Source organism: Streptomyces sp. NPDC046716, assembly GCF_040645755.1.
Classification (GTDB): Bacteria; Actinomycetota; Actinomycetes; order Streptomycetales; family Streptomycetaceae; genus Streptomyces.
Genome location: NZ_JBEYYU010000005.1, coordinates 1 through 22841 on the forward strand (window position 1 = coordinate 1; position 22841 = coordinate 22841).

The 22841-nt window shown below is 71.6% G+C and carries 14 protein-coding genes; 4 read left to right on the forward strand and 10 right to left on the reverse strand.

Annotated features, from left to right (window positions below; translation table 11 throughout):
* Positions 1–133: 133 nt before the first annotated feature.
* The 6 genes from ABZ930_RS05170 to hrcA all read right to left on the reverse strand — a co-directional run bounded on the left by ABZ930_RS05170 (position 134) and on the right by hrcA (position 8736).
* Complete coding sequence (locus tag ABZ930_RS05170) at positions 134–3400, reverse strand: PDZ domain-containing protein (RefSeq protein WP_361541702.1); 3267 nt, start codon at positions 3398–3400, stop codon at positions 134–136.
* Positions 3401–3470: 70 nt separating this feature from the next.
* Positions 3471–4103, reverse strand: coding sequence for a hypothetical protein (locus ABZ930_RS05175; RefSeq protein WP_361541705.1), 633 nt, complete (start codon positions 4101–4103; stop codon positions 3471–3473).
* A gap of 384 nt (positions 4104–4487) precedes the next feature.
* Entirely contained in the window at positions 4488–5234 is a 747-nt protein-coding gene (locus ABZ930_RS05180) for a 16S rRNA (uracil(1498)-N(3))-methyltransferase (protein WP_361541708.1), read from the reverse strand.
* Positions 5231–6307 carry a nitronate monooxygenase gene (locus ABZ930_RS05185; RefSeq protein ID WP_361541711.1) on the reverse strand — a complete coding sequence of 359 codons (1077 nt, stop codon included), beginning with the start codon at positions 6305–6307 and terminating at the stop codon, positions 5231–5233. Before ABZ930_RS05185 ends, ABZ930_RS05180 begins: the two co-directional genes overlap by 4 nt.
* Positions 6308–6582: 275 nt before the next feature.
* Complete coding sequence (gene dnaJ, locus ABZ930_RS05190; protein WP_361541714.1) at positions 6583–7719, reverse strand: molecular chaperone DnaJ; 1137 nt, start codon at positions 7717–7719, stop codon at positions 6583–6585.
* Positions 7720–8736: a heat-inducible transcriptional repressor HrcA gene (gene hrcA / locus ABZ930_RS05195; protein WP_361541717.1), complete on the reverse strand. Its 1017-nt coding sequence runs from the start codon at positions 8734–8736 to the stop codon at positions 7720–7722.
* A 130-nt stretch (positions 8737–8866) separates the two neighbouring features.
* On the opposite strand from hrcA, the gene ABZ930_RS05200 reads away from it, so the two are divergent.
* Both ABZ930_RS05200 and ABZ930_RS05205 read left to right on the forward strand, forming a co-directional pair.
* Positions 8867–9619, forward strand: a complete 753-nt coding sequence (locus tag ABZ930_RS05200; protein ID WP_361541720.1) for an MBL fold metallo-hydrolase — start codon at positions 8867–8869, stop codon at positions 9617–9619.
* Positions 9620–9653: 34 nt separating this feature from the next.
* Positions 9654–10475, forward strand: coding sequence for a DUF3097 domain-containing protein (locus ABZ930_RS05205; protein WP_361541723.1), 822 nt, complete (start codon positions 9654–9656; stop codon positions 10473–10475).
* An 88-nt stretch (positions 10476–10563) separates the two neighbouring features.
* On the opposite strand, the gene hemW is transcribed toward ABZ930_RS05205, so the two are convergent.
* Together hemW and ABZ930_RS05215 are read right to left on the reverse strand one after the other, a co-directional pair.
* Positions 10564–11796: a radical SAM family heme chaperone HemW gene (gene hemW, locus ABZ930_RS05210; protein ID WP_361541726.1), complete on the reverse strand. Its 1233-nt coding sequence runs from the start codon at positions 11794–11796 to the stop codon at positions 10564–10566.
* 29 nt (positions 11797–11825) lie between these two features.
* A complete protein-coding gene (locus ABZ930_RS05215) occupies positions 11826–13667 on the reverse strand; it encodes a SpoIIE family protein phosphatase (RefSeq protein WP_361542215.1) in 1842 nt (613 codons plus the stop codon).
* A gap of 213 nt (positions 13668–13880) precedes the next feature.
* On the opposite strand from ABZ930_RS05215, the gene ABZ930_RS05220 reads away from it, so the two are divergent.
* Positions 13881–18041 carry a HAMP domain-containing protein gene (locus ABZ930_RS05220; protein ID WP_361541729.1) on the forward strand — a complete coding sequence of 1387 codons (4161 nt, stop codon included), beginning with the start codon at positions 13881–13883 and terminating at the stop codon, positions 18039–18041.
* A 12-nt stretch (positions 18042–18053) separates the two neighbouring features.
* Positions 18054–18632, forward strand: a complete 579-nt coding sequence (locus ABZ930_RS05225; protein WP_361541732.1) for a response regulator — start codon at positions 18054–18056, stop codon at positions 18630–18632.
* A 36-nt stretch (positions 18633–18668) separates the two neighbouring features.
* Here the strand turns inward: ABZ930_RS05225 and ABZ930_RS05230 are convergent, their stop codons facing one another.
* Positions 18669–20558, reverse strand: a complete 1890-nt coding sequence (locus ABZ930_RS05230; RefSeq protein WP_361541735.1) for an AMP-dependent synthetase/ligase — start codon at positions 20556–20558, stop codon at positions 18669–18671.
* A gap of 235 nt (positions 20559–20793) precedes the next feature.
* On the reverse strand, positions 20794–22665 hold the full coding sequence (gene lepA, locus ABZ930_RS05235; protein ID WP_361541738.1) for a translation elongation factor 4: 1872 nt from the start codon (positions 22663–22665) through the stop codon (positions 20794–20796).
* Positions 22666–22841: the final 176 nt, after the last annotated feature.

Sequence of the window (22841 nt, forward strand, 5' to 3'; positions counted from 1 at the left end):
CGGCACCCGATACCCACGGCGCGCGGGCATCGCATACGAGATCACGGGCAGTCCGGTGCCCCGCGCGACCCCCTGGACGAGCGGAGCTCGTCTCAGGGGCGCGGGGAACTGCGCGACCAGCCACGACGAGACGTCACCCGGCAGACGGATCCGGCAGTTCCGGGGCCGACTTGGCCGGGGTGCGTTCCAGTTCGGCCAGCGCCAGACGTACGGCCTCGTCGAGTTGGGGGTCGCGTCCGGCCGCGACGTCATGGGGCGCGGCGACCACCTCGACATCCGGATCCACCCCGTGATTCTCGAGCCCCCACCCGTACCCCTCCATCCACGTCGCGTACTTGGGCTGCGTCACGAGCGTCCCGTCCACCAGCCGGTACCGGCTGTCGATCCCGATGACGCCGCCCCAGGTCCGGGTCCCCACCACGGTCCCGATGCCGAGCGCCTTGATCGCCGCGTTGACGATGTCCCCGTCCGACCCGGAGAACTCGTTGGCGACGGCGACGACCGGCCCCCGGGGCGCGTCCATCGGGTACGTGAAGGGGCGGCTGCCGCGCGGCACGTCCCAGCCGATGACCCGGCGCGCGAGCTTCTCCACGACGAGCTGCGAGGTGTGCCCGCCCCGGTTCTCCCGGACGTCGACGACGAGCCCCTCACGGGCGACCTCCACGCTCAGGTCGCGATGGATCTGCGCCCAGCCCGGCGCCTGCATGTCCGGGACATGGAGATAGCCGAGCCGCCCGCCGGAGGATTCGTGGACGTAGGCCCGCCGGTCGGCCACCCACGCGTGATAGCGCAGCGGCTCCTCGTTCTCCAGCGGCACGACGACGACATGGCGGGCGTCACCGCCGCCGGCCGGTGAGACGGTCAGCTCGACGGGCTTGTCGGCGGTGCCGACGAGCAGCGGGCCGGGCCCGGTGACCGGGTCGACGGGCAGCCCGCCGACCGCGACGATCGCGTCCCCGGCGCGCACGGCGACGCCGGGCGCGGCGAGCGGGGACCGGGCGCGCGGGTCGGAGGTCTCCGAGGGCAGCACCCGGTCGACGCGCCAACTGCCGTCCTCGTGGCGGGAGATGTCGGCGCCGAGCAGCCCCTGGCGGCGCCGGGCGCTGCCGCCCCCGCCGCTCGGCGCGACGTAGGCGTGCGAGGTGCCGAGCTCGCCCTGCACCTCCCACAGCAGGTCGACGAGGTCGTCGTGGGTGGCGACCCGGTCGAGGACGGGCCGGTAGCGGGCGAGGACCCCGTCCCAGTCGACGCCGTTCATGTCGGCGCGCCAGAAGTTGTCCCGCATCAGGCGGCCGGTCTCCTCGTACATCTGCCGCCACTCGGCGACCGGGTCCACGCGCTGGGAGATCCGGGCCAGATCGACGGTGATGTTCGTGTCGCTGGAGTCGTCGTGCGCGGGCCGCCGGTCGCTGGGCACGACCTTCAGCACCTCCCCCGTCCACAGCAGAACCCGCTTGCCGTCGCCGGTGACCTCGAAGTGGTCGGCGTCCGAGCCGATCTCCTCGATGCGCTGCTGGACCAGGTCGTAGCGCTCCAGGCGAGTCTTCGGCTCGGCGTCGCCGAGGGCGGCCCGCGCGTCGCCGAGGACGCCGCGCACCGGGTGCCGCAGCCACAGCACGCCGTCCTTGGCGGTGCGCAGGGTCGAATAGCGGGCGGCCTCGACGGGGAACGGCACGATCCGGTCGACGAGCCCTTCGAGGTCGACGCGGGTGGCCGGGGCGCCCTCGCTCTCCGGGGTCTCGGACCCGGGGCTGTCCGGCGCGTCGAAGGGGCGCCCGTGGCGCTGCGGGCCGAACGGCGACGGGGTGGTCGCGGCCAGCGTGATCAGATGCGGGCGGGAGCCGCCGACGAACGCGAGGTCGAAGGAGTGCTCGTCGTAGAGCGGGTCGAAGGAGCGCGCCGACAGGAACGCCAGGTGCTTGCCGTCGAGCGTGAACGCGGGCGCGTAGTCCCGGAACCGGAGCGGGGTCGCCTCGCTCACGGACAGGTCCGCCGCGTTGGCCAGCTTGAGCTGGCGCAGATCGTGCGGGCCCGGGTGCGACCAGGCGAGCCAGGCCGAGTCGGGCGAGAAGGTGAGCCCGGTGGCGTGGCCGTCCTCGCTGCGGTCCACCTCGCGGACGTCGCCGCTGTCCCGCTCGACGAGGAGGACCCGGCCGTCGTGCGCGGCGACGGCGACCCGTGCGCCGTCCGGGGCGACGGTCAGCCCGAGGACCCGGCCGAGCCGGCCCGCGCCCAGCCTGCGCGGGGTGGCGCCGGGCGCGGTGCCGGTGGCGGGCGCGAACTCCAGGGCGTCGTCGCCCTCCGCGTCCGTCACCCACACGACGTGCTCCTCGCCGCCGGCCCGGAAGGTGTGCGGGAGCCGGGTCCGGACGCCGGGCTCGGCGGCCAGCGCGCGGGCCGGACCGTTGCGATGAGTGATCCAGTGCACCGCGCCGCGCACCGAGACGGCGCTGCCGCGCCCGGTGTGGTCGGGCGAGGCGGCGCCGAACCAGCGGGCGGCGTCCACCGCGCGCGGCCGCAGATCGGCGCGCTGCCCGCCGAGCCGGATGTCGAGGCGCCGCGGTGCCGCGTCGGCGGCGAGCAGGTCGTCGACGGCCCACAGTTCACCGGCGCTGGAGTAGACGACCCGGGTGCCGTCGGTCGCGGCGTGCCGGGCGTAGAAGCCGGTTCCTGAGGCGACCGGTGTGTGGCGGCGCAGGTCGGAGCCGTCGGCCGCCGAGGAGTACAGGGCGCCGACGCCCTCGTGGTCGCTCAGGAAGGCGACCCGCTCGCCGACCCACATCGGGTACTCGATGTTGCCGTCGAGGTCGGCGTGCAGCCGCACGAACTCCCCCGCTCCCGCGGCGCTTTCGCCTTTTTCGGGGGACCGCTCGATCCACAGCTTGCCCGCGGTGCCGCCCCGGTACCGCTTCCACCAGGCGGCCTCGCGGCCCATCGGCACGGAGAGCAGCAGCGCCCGGGAGCCGGGGCCGTACGCGACCGCGCCGACCGGCCCGTACGGCAGCGTCTCGGCGGGCCCGCCGTCCAGCGGCAGCGCCCGCGCCCAGCTGCGGCGCAGCGACGCCTGCCCGTACGTGCTGATGGCGAGGACCCGGCCGTCGGGCGTCCAGCCGCGCACGGACGTGGTCCAGCTGCCCCAGTACGTCAGGCGCTCGGCCGGTCCGCCGTCGACCGGCGCGATCTGCACCTCGGGGGCGCCGTCACGGCGCGAGGTCCAGGCGACGGTGGTGCCGTCGGGCGATATCCGGGGGTGGCCGACCGGCACGTTGTCGGCGCTGATCCGCCAGGCGCGGCCGCCGTCGAGCGGCGCGGCCCACACGTCGCCCTCGGCGGTGAAGACCACCAACTCGCCGTGCGGATGCGGGAATCGGAGATAGGCAGAGGCGGCAGGGTTAGTCACCCTGCCAGCCTAATTTTGCCGTGCGGCCCACGTCCGCGGTTTTACGATCACCAGGCGTTCGACCAGTCGTTCACTTGTTCTCGGCGTCCTGGGTGTCGGTACAGGTCGGCTCGGGCACGGTGACGGTCTCGGTGACCGTGTGGGTCTCCCCCGGCTCGGGCTTGTCCGTCGGCTTCCAGGTGTCGGACGGCTCCGGCTTCCAGGTGTCGGACGGTTCGGGCTTCCAGGTGTCCGACGGCTCCGGATCGTCCGACGGCTGCCGGGTGTCCGACGGCTCATCGGTCGGCGGGGTGGTCGTGTCCGGGGCCGAGCAGTTCCCTAGGACGCCGACATGGAACCAGAGCTTCCCCTCGACCTTCGCCGTGAACGATCCCCGCACGCACTTGCCGGAGACCACCGCGTACGCGTTGCCGGTGACCGTGATCTGCTTGCCGTCCGTCGTCTTCCCATTGCAGTCGACGTGCACGTCCTGCGTCGTCGCCCCGCTGTTCCCGGTGCTGTTGACGTACGCGGCGCTGCAACTGAGCCACCGCACATGGGCGTTCTGCCGGTTCAGCTCGGCCGTGGCCTGCTGGTCGGTGGTGGCGGCGACGGTCGACGGGTTGAGATCCCCGTCGGTCGGCTGACACGCCACGACCCCCAGCCCGGCGGCGGCCACGCACGCGGCGACCGCCGCGACGCGCCGCCCGCGCAACCGGAGCAAACGGTCACCGATACCCCTTAATGCCCCCATGAGCGGCAGGATGCCACCACGGCCCGCCGGGCGGTAGAGCAGTTGCGGCCACCGCTGGGAACCCGGCTCACGGGGTGTCGCGGGACCGCGGCCACTCCTGCGGCTCTACGAGGTTTCCCTCGGAATCCCGCAGGTGGGCGCCCCGCATCCGGTCGCCCAGCGGGGCGGGCCCGTGCGCGGAGCGACCGCCGCACCCGGCGATCCCGGCACGGACGGTGTCCGGATCGTCCCCCTGTCCGCCCCGGACTGCGGCGCGAGGCCGAGCGCATCGGCCCGGAACCGGTATCAGGCGGTGAAGTCGTCGAGCAGCAGCCGGACTTGGGCGAGTTCCATGCCCGGCACCCTGCGACCGGGTCAGCCCCAACGGCCGGTGCGGCCGAGGAGCAGCGCCACCGCCGCGGTCCCGGCCGTCGAGGTCCGCAGCACGCTCCGGCCGAGCCGGCAGGCCCGCGCCCCGGCCTCCCCGAAGAGCGCCAACTCCTCGGGAGAGACGCCCCCTTCGGGTCCGACGACGAGCACGATCTCCCCGGCCGCGGGGAGCTCCACGGAGGCCAGCGCGGCGCTCGGGTGCTCCCGGTCCTCGTGCAGGACGACCGCGAGATCGGCCCCGGCGAGCAGCGCCGCGACCTCCTTCGTGGACGCCGCGTCGGCGACCTCGGGGAACCGCACCCGTCGCGACTGCTTTCCGGCCTCGCGCGCGGTGGCCCGCCACTTGCCGAGCGCCTTGAGCCCGCGCTCGCCGCGCCACTGGGTGATGCAGCGCGACGCGGCCCACGGCACGATCGCGTCGACGCCGGTCTCGGTCATGGTCTCGACGGCGAGTTCGCCCCGGTCGCCCTTGGGGAGGGCCTGGACGACGGTGATGCGGGGCCGCTCCTCGGGCTCGGTGCGCACCGGCCCGGCCTCGACGAGCAGCCGGTCCTTGCCCTCGCTGCCCGCGACGACGCCCTCGCACCACGCGCCGAGGCCGTCGGTGAGCACCACCGGCTCCCCGGCCCGGAGCCGCTTCACGGAGACGGCGTGCCGCCCCTCGGGGCCGTCCAGGACGTACGTACGGTCGCCGGGCACGGGCCCCTCGACCACGAAGACCGGCGCCGTCACGCGGCACCCCGCTGCCCCAACGCGCCCTGGGCCTCGGCGAGTTCGGCGGCCAGCACCTCGACGAGCTGTCCGGCGGGCAGCTCCCGGGCGAGCCGGTGTCCCTGCCCCGCCCAGAGCGCCATGGCCTGCGGGTCACCGGCCTTGGCGGCGGCCTTGCGGATCGGCGACGTCATGTGGTGGACCTCGGGGTACGCGGCGGGGGCGTACGGGCCGTGCTCGCGCAGGAACCGGTTGACGAGGCCGCGCGCGGGCCGCCCGGAGAACGCCCGGGTCAGCTCGGTGCGGGTGAACAGCGGGTTCGTCATGGCCTGCTTGTGCAGGTCGGGGGCCCCGGACTCGGGCGTGACCAGGAACGCGGTGCCGAGCTGCGCGAACTCGGCGCCGGCCGCGAGCACGGCAGCGATCTGCGCGCCCCGCATGATCCCGCCGGCCGCGACGACCGGCAGCTGCACGGCCTCGCGCACCTGGGCGATCAGCGCGAGCAGCCCGACTCCGCTGCCGTCGGTCTCGGCGCAGTCGCGGTGGGTGCCCTGGTGGCCGCCGGCCTCGATGCCCTGCACACAGACGGCGTCGGCGCCGACGGCCTCCGCGGCCTTCGCCTCGGCCGCCGTCGTCACCGTGATCACGGTGAGGGTGCCGACCCGGCGCAGCGCGTCGACGACCTCGGTGGTGGGGCAGCCGAAGGTGAAGGAGACCACCGGAACCGGGTCGTCGACGAGGATGGCCAGCTTGGCGTCGTAGTTGTCGTCGCGCCCGCTGTCGGGGTCGCCGAGCGGCGTCTGGTACCAGGTGACCTCGCCGGCCAGCTGGTCGCGGTACACCTCGACCGCGGCGGGGTCGGCGTACTCGGGCTGCGGCATGAAGAGATTGACGCCGAAGGGGCGCCCGGTGAGCGCCCGCACCTGCTGGATCTCCTGGTACATCCCGTCGGCGGTTTTGTACCCGGCGGCGAGGAACCCGAGCCCGCCCGCTTCGGACACGGCGGCCACCAGCTCGGGCCGCGACGCGCCGCCCGCCATGGGGGCCGAAACGATCGGGCAGTGACAGAGACCAGCCAGCGCGGAGGAGGACATACCGGCATCGTGCCACGTCATCCCAGGACCACCGAATCGCACCCGGGAGCGCCCCGACAGGGGCGCGGGGCTGTACCGATCAGCGGCTCCGCCGCGGGGCGCGAACAACCACCCACGACCGGCACCCGGCCCACGGCCGAAGCGCCCCGACAGGGGCGCGGGGAACTGCGCGACCAGCCACGACGGTGGCGCATCCGACGACAACGGGCCGGGGCACCCCCGAAGCCGCGAAAAGGGGCCCGGGGATCAACCCCAGGCCCCTCGAATTCACCAGCTCAACGCCCGTTGAAGGCATCCTTCAGCCGCGAGAAGAGCCCCTGCTGCCCGGGCTGAAACTGCCCGCTCACGCGCTCCTCACCCCGCAACTTGGCCAGCTCGCGCAGCAACCGCTCCTGCTCGGGCTCGAGCTTCATCGGCGTGGTCACCTCGACGTGCACGATGAGGTCACCGCGCCCACCGCCCCGCAGATGCGTGACACCGCGCCCGTGCAGCGGGACCGACTGGCCGGACTGCGTGCCGGGCCGGATGTCGATCTCCTCCATGCCGTCGAGCGTCTCCAGCGGCACCTTCGTGCCCAGAGCCGCCGCGGTCATCGGGATGGTGACCGTGCAGTGCAGATCGTCGCCGCGCCGCTGGAACACCGCGTGCGGCAGCTCGTGGATCTCGACGTAGAGGTCGCCGGCGGGGCCACCGCCGGGGCCGACCTCGCCCTCGCCCGCGAGCTGGATCCGCGTGCCGTTGTCCACACCGGCCGGGATCTTCACCGTCAGCGTCCGCCGCGACCGGATGCGGCCGTCGCCGGCGCACTCCGGGCACGGGGTCGGCACGACGGTGCCGAAGCCCTGGCACTGCGGGCACGGCCGCGAGGTCATGACCTGGCCGAGGAAGGACCGCGTCACCTGCGAGACCTCACCGCGGCCGCGGCACATGTCGCAGGTCTGCGCGGAGGTCCCCGGCGCGGCACCCTCACCGCTGCAGGTCGTGCACACCACGGCGGTGTCGACCTGGATGTCCTTGGTGGTTCCGAAGGCGGCCTCGTCCAGCTCGACCTCGAGCCGGATCATGGCGTCCTGCCCACGGCGCGTACGGGACCGGGGCCCGCGCTGCGACGCCGTACCGAAGAACGCGTCCATGATGTCCGAGAAGTTCCCGAACCCGCCGGCGCCGAAGCCTCCGGCGCCGCCTCCGCCGGCCTGCGACAGGGGGTCGCCCCCGAGGTCGTAGACCTGCTTCTTCTGCGGGTCGGAGAGCACCTCGTAGGCGGCGTTGATCTCCTTGAACCGCTCCTGGGTCTTCGGATCCGGATTCACGTCCGGGTGCAGCTCGCGGGCGAGCCTCCGAAAAGCCTTCTTGATCTCGTCCTGGGAAGCGTCGCGGCGCACGCCGAGTACGGCGTAGTAGTCCGTGGCCACTTACGACTCCGCCAGGATCTGTCCGACGTAACGTGCCACTGCGCGTACTGCTCCCATCGTTCCCGGGTAATCCATGCGTGTCGGTCCGACGACACCCAGCTTGGCGACTGCCTCGCCGCCCGAACCGTAGCCCACCGACACCACGGAAGTGGAGTTGAGTCCCTCGTGGGCGTTCTCGTGACCGATGCGTACGGCCATGCCCGAATCGCCCACCTCACCAAGCAACTTGAGGAGCACGACCTGCTCCTCCAGAGCCTCCAGCACGGGCCGGATGGTGAGGGGAAAGTCATGTCCGAAGCGGGTGAGATTGGCGGTTCCGCCGATCATCAGCCGCTCCTCGGACTCCTCGACGAGCGTCTCCAGCAGAGTGGAGAGCACCGTCGCGACCGTACCGCGGTCCTCCGCGTCGAAGGCCTCCGGCAGATCCTGCACCAACTGCGGCACATCCGCGAAACGGCGGCTCGCGACCCGGCTGTTGAGCCGGGCCCGCAGGTCCGCCAGAGCCGTCTCGCCGAACGGCGCCGGGCAGTCGATCATCCGCTGCTCGACCCGCCCGGTGTCCGTGATCAGTACGAGCATCAGACGGGCGGGCGCCAGCGACAGCAGCTCGACATGGCGCACCGTGGACCGGGTCAGGGACGGGTACTGGACGATCGCCACCTGCCGCGTCAGCTGCGCGAGCAGCCGCACGGTCCGCCCGACGACGTCGTCGAGGTCGACGGCGCCCTCCAGGAAGTTCTGGACGGCGCGCCGCTCCGGCGCTGTCATCGGCTTCACGTTCGTGAGCTTGTCGACGAAGAGGCGGTACCCCTTGTCGGTGGGGATGCGCCCGGCGCTGGTGTGCGGCTGGGCGATGTACCCCTCGTCCTCCAGGGCGGCCATGTCGTTGCGCACGGTCGCCGGGGAGACGCCGAGCCGGTGCCGCTCGGTGAGCGCCTTGGAACCGACCGGCTCCTCGGTGCCCACGTAGTCCTGGACGATGGCGCGCAGCACTTCGAGCCTGCGTTCACTGAGCATCGGCGCACACCTCCAGCTTCGGCCTGAGCGATCTTTCGTGTCTGGCACTCGCTGCGGGCGAGTGCCAGGAGTCCCCGGCTCAGTGTACGGCCGACGGGTACGGGCCCGGCAAGGCCGCTAGCGTCGACGTATGGAAGGTCATGCCGAAGTCAGGACAGTCGTCGACTGGAGGGCCGCGGGCTGGGAGGAGCTGGCGCCCCGCGTGGGCCGGATCCGGCTGCCCGGCTGGGACGCCACGGCCGGTCTGGTCGTGGGCTCGGGCGCCGCCCTGCTGATCGACACGGGATCCTCACTGCGTGAAGGCGCCAGGCTGCGCGCGGACGTCCGGCGGCTGCTCGGAGTACACACACGGGTGACGCACATCGTGCTCACCCATCCGCACTTCGACCACGTGCTCGGCACGGCCGTCTTCGCGGGCGCCGAGACCTTCGGCGCGGTGGGCCTGGACACCGTCTTCGCGTGGGGCCGCGACGGCCTGTACGAGGACGCCGTGCGGCAGGGGCTGCCCGCGGACGAGGCGGCCGAGGCGACCGACATCCTGGTCACCCCGCGGCACCGGGTCACCGGCGAGCGCACTCTCGACCTGGGCGGCGGCCTCCAGGTGCTGCTCGCGAACCTCGGCCCGGCGCACACCGGCCACGACCTGGCCGTCCTCGTCCTGGGCAGCCCCGTGATCGTCTTCTGCGGCGACCTGGTCGAGGAGTCCGGTGAACCGCAGGCGGGACCGGACGCGGCGCCCGGTCACTGGCCGGCCGCGCTCGACCGGCTGCTCGCGCTCGGCGGCGAGGACGCGCTCTACGTCCCCGGGCACGGTTCGGTGGTGAATGCGGCCTTCGTCCGCGCGCAACGCGTCGCTCTGACGGCGCGTTCCGGCGTGTCGTGACACGGACCCGCGTGTTCCTCATATCGTCGGCCGAATGCGCCAGTACTCACCTGACCTGACCCCTCCCTGGAAGCGGAACAAGCCGGTTCCGGAGGTGGCCGCCGAGCCGGACCTGGTCGTCGAGGAGGTCCGCACCGGCTTCTGCGGGGCGGTGGTCCGCGTCGAGAAGACGGCGCAGGGGCCGACGGTGACCCTGGAGGACCGCTTCGGCAAGCACCGGGTGTTCCCGATGGAGCCGCGCGGTTTCCTGCTGGAGGGCAGGCCCGTCACGCTGGTCCGTCCGTCGGCCGCGTCCGCCGGGCCCGCGCGTCCGGCGCGTACGGCGTCCGGCTCGATGGCGGTTCCGGGCGCCCGCGCCCGGGTGGCCCGGGCCGGCCGGATCTACGTCGAGGGCAAGCACGACGCCGAGCTCATCGAACGGGTCTGGGGCGACGACCTGCGCATCGAGGGCGTGGCGGTGGAGTTCCTGGAGGGCGTGAACGACCTTCCGGCGATCGTCGCCGACTTCGCGCCCGGCCCCGACGCGCGCCTCGGCGTCCTGGTCGACCACCTGGTCCCCGGGACCAAGGAGTGGAAGATCGCCCGGTCGGTGACGAGCGAGCACGCCCTGGTGGTCGGCCACCCGTACATCGACATCTGGGAGGCGGTGAAGCCGTCCTCGGTCGGCATCGACGCCTGGCCCCGCGTCCCGCACGGCCAGGACTGGAAGACGGGCGTCTGCCGCGCCCTCGGCTGGCGCGTGGCGAACACGGGCGAGGCCTGGCAGCACATCCTGTCCCGGGTCCACTCCTACAAGGACCTGGAACCCGAGCTCCTGGGCCGAGTGGAAGAACTGATCGACTTCGTCACGGGGTGAGGGACGCCCCGTCAGGGGCGCGGGGAACTGCGCGACCAGCCACGACGCACCCCGCACCCGCCCACCGGACGAACCCCCGACGGCGAGCTCAGTCGACCAGGTCCCTGACCACGGCATCGGCCAGCAACCGCCCCCGCAACGTCAGAACAGCCCGCCCCGCATCGAACGCCCCGCCCTCCAACAACCCGTCCGCGACAGCCTTCCGCGCCGCAGCCAGCCCGGCGGGCTTCAGCAACGACACCGGACACCCTTCGAGCAGCCGCAACTCCAGCAGAATCCGCTCGACCCGCCGATCCTCGTCGGCCAGCACCTCACGCCCGGCCCCGGGAGACGTCCCCCCGGCCAGCGCGGCGGCGTACGCGCCGGGATGCTTGACGTTCCACCACCGCACCCCGCCCACGTGCGAGTGCGCCCCGGGCCCGGCCCCCCACCAGTCGGCCCCGCGCCAGTACAGCTCGTTGTGCAGGCACCGCCCGGCCTCGGACGTCGCCCAGTTCGACACCTCGTACCAGTCGAACCCGGCCCCCGCCAGCACCTCGTCGGCGATCAGATACCGGTCGGCGTGCACGTCGTCGTCGGTCATCGGCACCTCCCCGCGCCGGATCCGCCGGGCGAGCTGGGTGCCCTCCTCGACGATCAGCGCGTACGCCGAGACGTGGTCGGGTCCGGCCCCGATGGCCGCGTCCAGCGAGGCCCGCCAGTCCTCGTCGGTCTCCCCCGGCGTGCCGTAGATCAGGTCCAGGTTCACGTGCTCGAACCCGGCGGCCCGCGCCTCGGCGACGCACGCCTCGGGCCGGCCGGGCGTGTGCGTCCGGTCGAGGACCTTCAGGACGTGCTGCCGTGCGCTCTGCATCCCGAACGAGATCCGGTTGAACCCGCCGGCCCGCAGCTCGGCCAGATACGCCGGGTCCACCGACTCGGGGTTCGCCTCGGTCGTCACCTCGGCGTCGTCGGCGAGCCCGAACTCGTCACGGATCGCGCCCAGCATCGTCACGAGGTCGGAGGCGGCGAGCAGCGTCGGCGTACCGCCCCCGACGAACACGGTCCGCACGGGCCGCGGGTCGTCGCCGAGGACCTTCCGGGCGAGCCGGACCTCCTCCACCACCAGGTCCGCGTAGTTGTCGCGGGAGGCGAGGACGCCCCCGGTGCCGCGCAGCTCGGTCGCGGTGTACGTGTTGAAGTCGCAGTAGCCGCAGCGGGTGGCGCAGTACGGGACGTGCAGATAGAAACCGAGCGGCCGCGAGGCCGCGCCGGCCAGGGCGGAGGCGGGCAGCGAACCGTCGGCGGGGACGGGCTCGCCGTCGGGGAGAGCGGAAGGCATACCTCTATTGTCCGGCACCGGCCGCGCTGCTACTGAGCCTGCAGCACAAGGAGGGCCAGATCGTCGTCGGGCGGGGCGTCCGCGAAGGCGTGCACCAGGCGCCGGATCCGCTCGGCGAGCAGAGGTGCCGACAGCCCCGCGCACCCGGCGAACGCCTGCGCGAGCCCGTCGCCGTCGTCGAACTGAAGAGCCCCGCGCCGCCGCTCGGTCACCCCGTCCGTGACGCACAGCAGGGTGTCCCCGGCGGACAGCTCGAAGGTCTCGCTGGTGTAGTCGGGGTCGTCGACGACCCCGAGCAGCACCTGCGGCCCCGCCGCGGGGACGACCTCGCCGCCGGGCCGCATCAGCAGCGGCAGCGGATGCCCGGCGGAGGCGATGGTGCAGCTCATCCCGGCGTCGGTGGGTGTCAGCTCGCCGTAGAGCAGGGACAGGAAACGGGAGGTGGGGCTCTCCGGCAGCATGCCCTGGCCGCCGACCCCGGCGAGCGCGCGGGCGGCGGCGTCGGCGGCCTCGGTGGCGTCGTCGAGCAGCAGCCGGTTGAGCCGGTCCAGGACCTGGTGGACCGGGTATCCCTCGCGGGCGAGGAGCCGCAGCCAGGGCCGGGCGAGCCCGATCAGGACGGCCGCCTCGGGCCCCTTGCCCTGGACGTCGCCGAGCGCGAAGCACCAGCGTCCGTCGCCGGCCGGGAAGACGTCGTAGAAGTCGCCGCCGGGGCCGCCCTGCTCCTTCGGCTCGTACACGAGGGCGCTCTTGAGGCCGGGGATCTCGGCGATGGAGGAGGGCAGCAGGCCGCGCTGGAGGATCCGGCTGATGGTGGCCTGCCGGGTGAAGCGGCGGGCCGCGCTGACGGCGAGCGCGACCCGGCGGCTGAAGTCCTCGACGAGGCCGGTGACCTCGTCGGGGAAGGACTCGAGCCCGGCCCGGCCGATGAGCAGGATGCCGAGGGTGCGGCCGCCCGCCGAGAGCCGGTAGGCGAGCGCGGCGCCCGAGTCGTCGGGGGCGGTCTCGAAGGGGCAGGGCACCGGCACGGCGGCGGTGCGCACACCGTCCGGCAGCCGGGGCGGCTCCTTCTCCAGGATCCGGCGCAGGTCCTCCAGGCGGTTCTCGTGGGCGTGCCAGACGCGGGCGAGCCGGGGCGCGTGCAGCGGGTCGGCGCCGCGCGCGTCGTGGTCGGCGATGCCGGGGAGGCCGCGCCCCTCCTCGTCGTAGAGCCAGATCGCGCACCAGTCGGCGAGCCGCGGCACGAGGAGCTGTCCGACAAGCGCCGCGACCATGTCCTCGTCGAGCTGTCCGGCGAGGAGGTCGGAGGCCTCGGCGAGGAAGGAGAGCGCGCCGCGGTTGATCCAGTCGCGGTCCTGCGGGTCGTTCCGGGGCACGGGTGCCAGGATCTCGGCGGCGCGCAGCCCGCGCTGGAGGCGTGTGGACGCCTCCGTGCCCTGCTGTTCCAGCAGGACGGGCGCGGCGGTCTCGGTGCCGTCGGTGGGCAGGCGGGCCCACACCGTCTTGGTGCCCGCGCGGTAGGTGATCCCCCATGCCTCGGCGAGGCCGGCGACGAGCTGGACGCCGCGGCCGTACTCGGGGGTCTCGGGCGAGCGCAGGCCGCGGTCGGTGCGCACGGCGCGGGACGGGTGGTGGTCGGTGACCTCGACGACGAGTCCGGCGGGGGTGCCGTCGGACGCGGCGGGCTCCATCCGGCACAGCAGTTCGACGCTGGTGCCCGCGTGCACCACGGCGTTCGTGACGAGTTCGCTCAGCACGACGACGGCGTCGTCGACCAGCCGGTCACTGAGCGTGGCGGCCACGGGCAGAGCGAGTTCGGTCCAGTCGGCGAAGGCGGCACGGACGAAACGGCGGGCGGCGGCGGGTGCCATCGGGTTCCCGGGCAGCGACGTCCGCACCACGACCGGTCCGGTGTCCGACCCGACGTTCGCCAGGTCGGGGCCACTGACGGTGGTCTCCCGCTGAAGTGGAATGGGCCCCACGGTTCGGCTCCTGAGCAGTTCGGGCATTTACGCCTCAGGCGACAGGAACAGAGTGACAGACTGACCATGCCCATAAGCGCCGAGTCACCGAAGTGGGCCGCCATGAGTGAGAACAGTGGTATGCGTGTGCATCCCAGCGGGTCCGAGAGCACCACGATCCGTACCTCCGACCTGCGTCCGCTGCTGGCCGCCATCACCGCGGCCCGGGACGGGAACTTCATCCACGTACCGGACCCCGGGGAGGGCCTGGTCGGCGAGCTGGGGGCGGTGTTCAACCAACTCGTCGACCGCAGCGCCCACTTCAGCTCCGAGCTGACCCGGGTGCGCCGCGAGATCGTCCGGCACGGGCGGCTCGACGAGCGGATCGAGGCGAGCCCCGGGCACGGCGCGTGGGCCACCCGGGTCCACGACGTGAACACCGTCATCGGTGCGCTCGTGGCCCCGACGGCCAACGCCACGCGGGTGCTCGACGCGGTGGCCGGCGGCGATCTGACGCAGCGGGTCGACCTGCACGACGGCACCCGTCAGTTACGCGGCGACCTGCGCAGCCTGGGCCGCGCGGTCAACAAGATGGTGGACCAGCTCTCCCTGTTCACCGGTGAGGTGACGCGGGTCGCCCGTGAGGTCGGCACCGAGGGCCGGCTCGGCGGGCGGGCCAAGGCCCAGGGCCTGGCGGGCAGCTGGCGCGATGTGACCGAGGCCGTGAACACGATGGCGTCGCGGCTGACGGCTCAGGTGCGGGACATCGCGCTCGTGACGACGGCGGTGGCGCGGGGCGACCTGACCCGTACGGTCACCATCGAGGCGACGGGCGAGCTGCTCGAACTGAAGCTGACCGTGAACACGATGGTCGACCAGCTCTCCGCGTTCGCCGACGAGGTCACGCGTGTGGCCCGCGAGGTCGGCACCGAAGGCCAGTTGGGCGGCCGCGCCCAGGTCCGCGGCGTCTCCGGCGTCTGGAAGGACCTCACCGACAACGTCAACTTCATGGCGTCGAACCTGACCTCGCAGGTCCGCAACATCGCGCAGGTCACCACGGCCGTGGCCAACGGCGACCTGAGCCAGAAGATCACGGTCGACGCGCAGGGCGAGATCCTCGAACTCAAGTCGACGATCAACACGATGGTCGACCAGCTCTCCGCCTTCGCCGACGAGGTCACGCGTGTGGCCCGCGAGGTCGGCACCGAAGGCCAGTTGGGCGGCCGCGCCCAGGTCCGCGGCGTCTCCGGCGTCTGGAAGGACCTCACCGACAACGTCAACTTCATGGCGGACAACCTGACCTCGCAGGTCCGCAACATCGCCCTCGTCTCGACGGCCGTCGCGCAGGGCGATCTCGGCAAGAAGATCACCGTCGAGGCGAAGGGCGAGATCCTCGAACTCAAGTCGACGATCAACACGATGGTCGACCAGCTCTCCGCCTTCGCCGACGAGGTCACGCGTGTGGCCCGCGAGGTCGGCACCGAGGGGAACCTGGGCGGTCAGGCCCAGGTCCGGGGCGTGTCGGGCGTCTGGAAGGACCTCACGGACAACGTCAACTTCATGGCGTCGAACCTGACCTCGCAGGTCCGCAACATCGCGCAGGTCACGACGGCGGTGGCGCAGGGCGACCTGTCGAAGAAGATCTCGGTCGACGCGCGCGGCGAGATCCTGGAGCTGAAGGACACCGTCAACACGATGGTGGAGCAGTTGCGCGGCTTCGCCGACGAGGTCACGCGTGTGGCCCGCGAGGTGGGAACGGACGGCCGCCTCGGCGGGCGTGCAACCGTGCACGGCGTGTCGGGCGTCTGGAAGGACCTGACCGACAACGTCAACTACATGGCGGACAACCTGACCTCCCAAGTGCGCAACATCGCGCAGGTCGCCACCGCGGTGGCGCAGGGCGACCTGTCCAAGAAGATCGACGTCGACGCGCGCGGCGAGATCCTCGAACTGAAGACGACCATCAACACGATGGTCGACACGCTCTCGTCCTTCTCCTCCGAGGTCACGCGTGTGGCCCGCGAGGTGGGTTCCGAGGGCCAGTTGGGCGGTCAGGCACGGGTCGAGGGCGTGTACGGCACCTGGAAGCGTCTGACGACGAACGTGAACGAGCTGGCGTCGAACCTGACGACCCAGGTCCGCGCCATCGCCGAGGTGGCCTCCGCGGTCACCTCGGGCGACATGTCCCGCTCCATCACGGTGGAGACGCAGGGCGAGGTCGCCGAGCTGAAGAACAACATCAACCTGATGGTCGCCAATCTGCGCGAGACGACCCGCGCCAAGGACTGGCTGGAGTCGAACCTGGCCCGTCTCGCGGCCCTGATGCAGGGCCACCGCGACCTGATGGAGGTCGCCGACCTGATCCTGCGCGAGCTGACACCGCTGGTGAACGCGCAGTACGGCGCGTTCTTCCTCGCCGAGCCCGACGAGGGCGACACCCCGATCCGCACCGCGATCCCCACCAAGGGCCTCGCCTACATCGCGGGGTACGCCTCGGCGGCGGCCTCGGTCGTCGACACCGGCGCCATGCCGGTGCACGGCCTGGTCCGCCAGGCGGCGCTGGAGAAGAAGCGCATCCTCGTCGAGGACGCCCCGCCGGACTACATCAAGATCAACAGCGGTCTGGGGCAGGCGGCCCCGGCCTCGGTCGTCATCATCCCGATCCTCTTCGAGGACAAGCTCCTCGGCGTGATCGAGCTGGCGTCGTTCTCCCGCTTCTCCGACGTCCACCTGGCCTTCTTCGACCAGTTCGTGAACACCATCGGCGTCGCGATCAACACCATCATCGCCAACTCCCGCACCGAGTCGCTGCTCGGCGAGTCGCAGCGCCTGGCGACGCAGTTGCAGGAACGATCGGACGAACTCCAGCGCCAGCAGGGCGAGTTGCAGCGCTCGAACGCCGAGCTGGAGGAGAAGGCGGCCCTGCTCGCGACCTCCTCCCAGTACAAGTCGGAGTTCCTGGCGAACATGTCGCACGAGCTGCGTACGCCGCTGAACTCGCTGCTCATCCTGGCCCGGCTGCTCTCGGACAACCCGGACGGCCATCTCAACGACCAGGAGGTGCAGTTCGCGACGACGATCCACCGCTCCGGGTCCGATCTGCTCCAGCTCATCAACGACATCCTCGACCTGTCGAAGATCGAGGCCGGCCGGATGGACGTCCGCCCCAAGAAGCTGCCGCTCATCAAGCTCCTCGACTACGTCCACGCGACGTTCCGCCCGATCACCCTCGACCGCGGTCTCGCCTTCGAGGTGACGGTCGGCGAGGACGTGCCGCGGGAGATGTTCTCCGACGAGCAGCGCCTCCAGCAGATCCTGCGCAACCTGCTGTCGAACGCGATCAAGTTCACCGCGAACGGCAAGGTCGAACTGCGGGTCTCCCGGGTCAAGGACCCCGAGCACCAGTACGTGCGCGACAGCGACGACCTGATCGCGTTCGCCGTATCCGACACCGGCATCGGCATCGCCCGCGACAAACTCCCCGTCATCTTCGAGGCGTTCCAGCAGGCCGACGGCACCACGAACCGCAAGTACGGCGGCACCGGCCTCGGACTGTCCATCAGCCGGGAGATCGCCGGACTGCTCGGCGGCCGCATCATCGCCGACAGCGAGCCGGGCCACGGCTCCACCTTCACGCTGTACGTGCCCGTGCGCCATCCCAGCCACGAGCCGCACGAGCCGGTCGCGGAGCCGGGCCAGGCCCTCCCGCACCCCGGCCAGCGGCTGCCGCTCGTACCGGAGCAGCAGACCCTGGCCCCGGACTCGTACCCCCTGCACGAGCAGGAGGACGCCTGGCCCACGCCCACCAAGCTGGAGCAGTGGAAGTCGGGCCGGGCGGGGCAGGTGCTGGCCGGGCGCCGGGTGCTGATCGTCGACGACGACATCCGCAACGTCTTCGCGCTGACCCATGTCCTGGGCCGGGTCGGCATGCCCGTGCTGTACGCGGAGAACGGCCGGGAGGGCATCGACACCCTGGAGCTCAACCCGGACATCGAGCTGGTGCTGATGGACATCATGATGCCGGAGATGGACGGCTACGAGACCATCTCCGTGATCCGCGCGACGCCGCAGTGGGCCGGGCTGCCCATCGTGGCGCTCACCGCGAAGGCGATGCCCGGCGACCGTGAGAAGTCGATCGCCAAGGGCGCCAACGACTACGTACCGAAACCGGTGGATGTCGACCAGCTGCTGACCGTCGTCTGCGATCTGCTGGCCCCCGGAGACCCCGACGAGTCGGGGACACCGCACGACGGGGAGTCCGTGGCCCCACCGACGATGGAGTGAGGCACCGTCACCATGACCATCTCTGGAGCCAGTTCGACCGAGCAGGCCAGCATCCTCCTGGTCGACGACATGGAGGACAACCTGGTCGCGCTCGAGGCGGTGCTCGGATCGCTCAACGAGCCGCTGGTAAGGGCCCGTTCGGGCGAGGAAGCGATGAAGGCGCTGCTGCGGCACCGGTTCGCGGTCGTCCTTCTGGACATCCGGATGCCGGGCATGGACGGCTTCGAGACGGCGACGAACATCAAGCGCCTCGACCAGACGAAGGACATCCCGATCATCTTCCTCACCGGGACGGACGCGGACGCGGGCTATGCCTTCCGCGGCTACGCGACGGGCGCGGCCGACTATCTGACCAAGCCCTTCGACCCGTGGGTGCTGCGCGCCAAGGTCACCGTCTTCCTCGATCTGCACCGCAAGAACCAGCAGCTGGAGCGTCTTCTCGCGCGCGAGCAGGCGCAGTTCGACGCGCTGGCCGGCCGGATGTCCTCGATCGAGCGCCGGCTGGCCGAGGACCCGCAGCCCGACGTCCGTGAGCTGAGCACGCGCGTCTCCCAGATGGAGGAGACGCTGCGCGCGCTGAGGCGCCCCTGACCCGGGGCGCCTCGGCGCGCGCGTGCCGTACGGGGATCAGTTCTCGCGCGAACCGGCGTACATCTCGTCGAGCAGGCCCTTGTACTGCCGCTCCACGACCGGCCGCTTGAGCTTGAGGCTGGGCGTCAGCTCGCCGTGCTCGATGTCGAGGTCGCGCGGCAGCAGCTTGAACTTCTTGATGGTCTGCCAGCGCTGCAGCCCCTGGTTCAGCTCCGCGACATAGCCCTCGACGAGCTGGACGGTGGCGGGGGCGGCGACGACGTCCGCGTACGTCTTGCCCTCCAGGCCGTTCTCCTTCGCCCACTCCAGGATCGACGGCTCGTCGAGCGCGATGAGGGCGGTGCAGAAGTTCCGGTCGGCGCCGTGCACCAGGATGTTGGAGACGTACGGGCAGACGGCCTTGAACTGGCCCTCGACCTCGGCGGGCGCGATGTACTTGCCGCCGGAGGTCTTGATCAGGTCCTTCTTGCGGTCGGTGATCCGCAGATAGCCGTCGACGGACAACTCGCCGATGTCGCCGGTGTGGAACCAGCCGTCGCTCTCCAGCACCTCGGCGGTCTTCTCGGGCAGCCCGTGGTAGCCCTCCATGATGCCGGGGCCGCGCAGCAGGATCTCGCCGTCGTCGGCGATCCGCACCTCGGTGCCGGGCAGCGGCTTGCCGACGGTGCCGGTCCGGTACGCCTCGCCGGGGTTGACGAAGGACGCGGCCGACGACTCGGTCAGCCCGTAGCCCTCCAGGATGTGGACGCCCGCGCCGGCGAAGAAGTAGCCGATCTCGGGGGCCAGCGCGGCGGAGCCGGAGACACAGGCCCGCAGCCGCCCGCCGAAGGCCTCGCGCAGCTTGCTGAAGACCAGGGCGTCGGCGACCTTGTGCTTGGACGCGAGGGCGAACGGCACGGACGCCACACCGGTCCTGCGGAAGTTGTCCTGGCTGACCTTCGCGTACTCGCGCGCGACCCCGGCCGCCCACTGGAAGATCTTGTACTTGGCGGCGCCACCGGCCCGCGCCTTGGCGGCGACCCCGTTGTAGACCTTCTCGAAGATGCGCGGCACGGCGGCCATGTACGTGGGCTGCACGACCGGCAGATTCTCGATGATCTTGTCGACGCGCCCGTCCACGGCGGTGACGTGCCCGGCCTCCAGCTGCCCGCTGATCAGCACCTTGCCGAAGACGTGTGCGAGCGGCAGCCACAGGTACTGCACGTCGTCCGGGCCGATGAGCCCGGTCGCGGCCATGGCCTTCGCCAGGTACGACCAGTTGTCGTGCGGGAGGCGGACGCCCTTGGGGCGGCCGGTGGTGCCGGAGGTGTAGATGAGGGTGGCGAGCTGTTCCTTGCGGATCGCGCCGACGCGCTCCTTCACCACCTCCGGGTTCTTCTCCAGGTAGGCGGCGCCGCGCGCCTCCAGGTCCTCCAGGGTGAGCAGCCAGCCGTCGGGGTCGGCGGCGTCCGGCTCGACGCCGGTCGCGTCGATCACGACGACGTGGCGCAGCTCGGGCAGGTCGGCCCGGCGCTCACGCGCCTTGGCGAGCTGGGCCGCGTCCTCGGCGACGAGCACCTTCGACTCGGAGTCGGAGAGGATGAACGACGACTCCTCGGCGTTGGTCTGCGGGTAGACCGTGGTGGTCGCCGCGCCCGCGCACATGATGCCGAGGTCGGCGAGGACCCACTCGACCCGGGTCGAGGAGGCGAGCGCCACCCGCTCCTCGGCCTGCACGCCCAGCTCGACGAGGCCGGCGGCGATCGCGTAGACCCGCTGCGCGGCCTGCGCCCAGCTCAGCGACTTCCAGTCGTCCGGGCCCTGGCCGGCGGCCGCGGGTACCGGGTAGCGGTAGGCCTCGGCATCAGGTGTCGCGGCCACGCGCTCCAGGAAGAGAGACGCCACGGAAGGCGGCCGGTTCTCGATCAGGGTCTGTGTGTCGCTCACGACGTCCTCCGGGGCCCGCGGCTGTTGAAACGCGGCTTGTTTAACTGGCGAGTAACCATTGAGCAGTGATCAGGGTAAGGGCCACTGCCCCGGCGCGTAAGGGGCTCCGGCCTCCGACTTCACCGAGGACCACCCCATCCGTCCCTGCCCACACAGGGCCCACACAAAAGCGGTGGGCCCGACACGCCTGTGCGTGCCGGGCCCACCGCCGCCGACTTCCGTGGCCGGTTCCGGGCTACTTCTTGCCCTTCGCGCCGCCGCTGTCGTCGCTGGAGAGCACCGCGATGAAGGCCTCCTGCGGAACCTCCACGGATCCGACCATCTTCATGCGCTTCTTGCCCTCCTTCTGCTTCTCGAGCAGCTTGCGCTTACGGGAGATGTCACCGCCGTAGCACTTGGCGAGGACGTCCTTGCGGATGGCGCGGATGGTCTCGCGGGCGATGACCCGGGAGCCGATGGCCGCCTGGATCGGCACCTCGAAGGCCTGGCGCGGGATCAGCTCGCGCAGCTTGGCGACGAGCCGCACACCGTAGGCGTAGGCCTGGTCGCGGTGCGTGACGGCGGAGAAGGCGTCGACCTTGTCGCCGTGCAGCAGGATGTCGACCTTCACCAGGTTCGCCGTCTGCTCGCCGGTGGGCTCGTAGTCGAGGGACGCGTAGCCGCGGGTCTTGGACTTCAGCTGGTCGAAGAAGTCGAAGACGATCTCGGCGAGGGGCAGCGTGTAGCGGATCTCGACGCGGTCCTCGGAGAGGTAGTCCATGCCGAGCAGCGTGCCGCGCCGGGTCTGGCACAGCTCCATGATCGCGCCGATGAACTCGCTCGGGGCGAGGATCGTGGCCCGCACGACCGGCTCGTAGACCTTGTCGATCTTGCCTTCGGGGAACTCGCTGGGGTTGGTGACGATGTGCTCGGCACCGTCCTCCATGTCGACGCGGTAGACCACGTTCGGCGCGGTGGCGATCAGGTCGAGCCCGAACTCCCGCTCCAGCCGCTCGCGGATCACGTCGAGGTGCAGCAGGCCGAGGAAGCCGACGCGGAAACCGAAGCCGAGGGCGGCGGAGGTCTCCGGCTCGTAGACCAGGGCCGCGTCGTTGAGCTGGAGCTTGTCCAGGGCCTCGCGCAGGTCCGGGTACTCCGAACCGTCCAGCGGGTACAGACCCGAGAAGACCATCGGCTTCGGGTCCTTGTAGCCGCCGAGGGCTTCCGTGGCGCCCTTGTTCAGGGTGGTGATCGTGTCACCGACCTTGGACTGGCGGACGTCCTTCACACCCGTGATGAGGTAGCCCACCTCACCGACGGCGAGCCCGTCGGCCGACAGCATCTCCGGCGAGTTCGTACCGATCTCGAGCAGCTCGTGCGTGGCGCCGGTCGACATCATCCGGATCCGCTCGCGCTTGTTGAGCTGGCCGTCGATGACACGGACGTAGGTGACCACACCGCGGTACGAGTCGTAGACCGAGTCGAAGATCATCGCGCGGGCCGGGGCGTCCTTCACGCCGACCGGCTGCGGGATCTCGGCGACGACCTTGTCGAGCAGCGCCTCGACGCCCATGCCGGTCTTCGCGGAGACCTTGAGCACGTCCTCGGGCTGGCAGCCGATGAGGTTGGCCAGCTCCTCGGAGAACTTCTCGGGCTGCGCGGCCGGCAGATCGATCTTGTTGAGCACCGGGATGATCTTGAGGTCGTTCTCCATCGCCAGGTAGAGATTGGCGAGGGTCTGCGCCTCGATGCCCTGCGCCGCGTCGACCAGGAGGACGGTGCCCTCGCAGGCGGCCAGCGACCGCGAGACCTCGTACGTGAAGTCCACGTGGCCCGGGGTGTCGATCATGTTGAGGATGTGGGTACTGCCCTGGTCGGGCCCCTCCGTGGGGGCCCAGGGCAGCCGCACCGCCTGGGACTTGATCGTGATGCCGCGCTCGCGCTCGATGTCCATGCGGTCGAGGTACTGAGCACGCATCTGCCGCTGCTCGACCACACCGGTCAGCTGGAGCATGCGGTCGGCGAGCGTGGACTTGCCGTGGTCGATGTGCGCGATGATGCAGAAATTGCGGATCAGAGCCGGGTCGGTACGGCTCGGCTCGGGCACATTCTTAGGGGTCGCGGGCACGCAGGGTCCTGTCTCTTGAGGCGCCGTTTGCCTCAGGTCGGCCTCGGTTGGGATCGATACGTAGCTTCCATGGTCCCATGACCGGGGCACTGGGACTGGTTTGGGCCGGTGGGAGTACGGCTGGTACCGTGGGCAGCTGTGTCTCATGCCCTCTCAGCGCGAGGCACACACTCAGA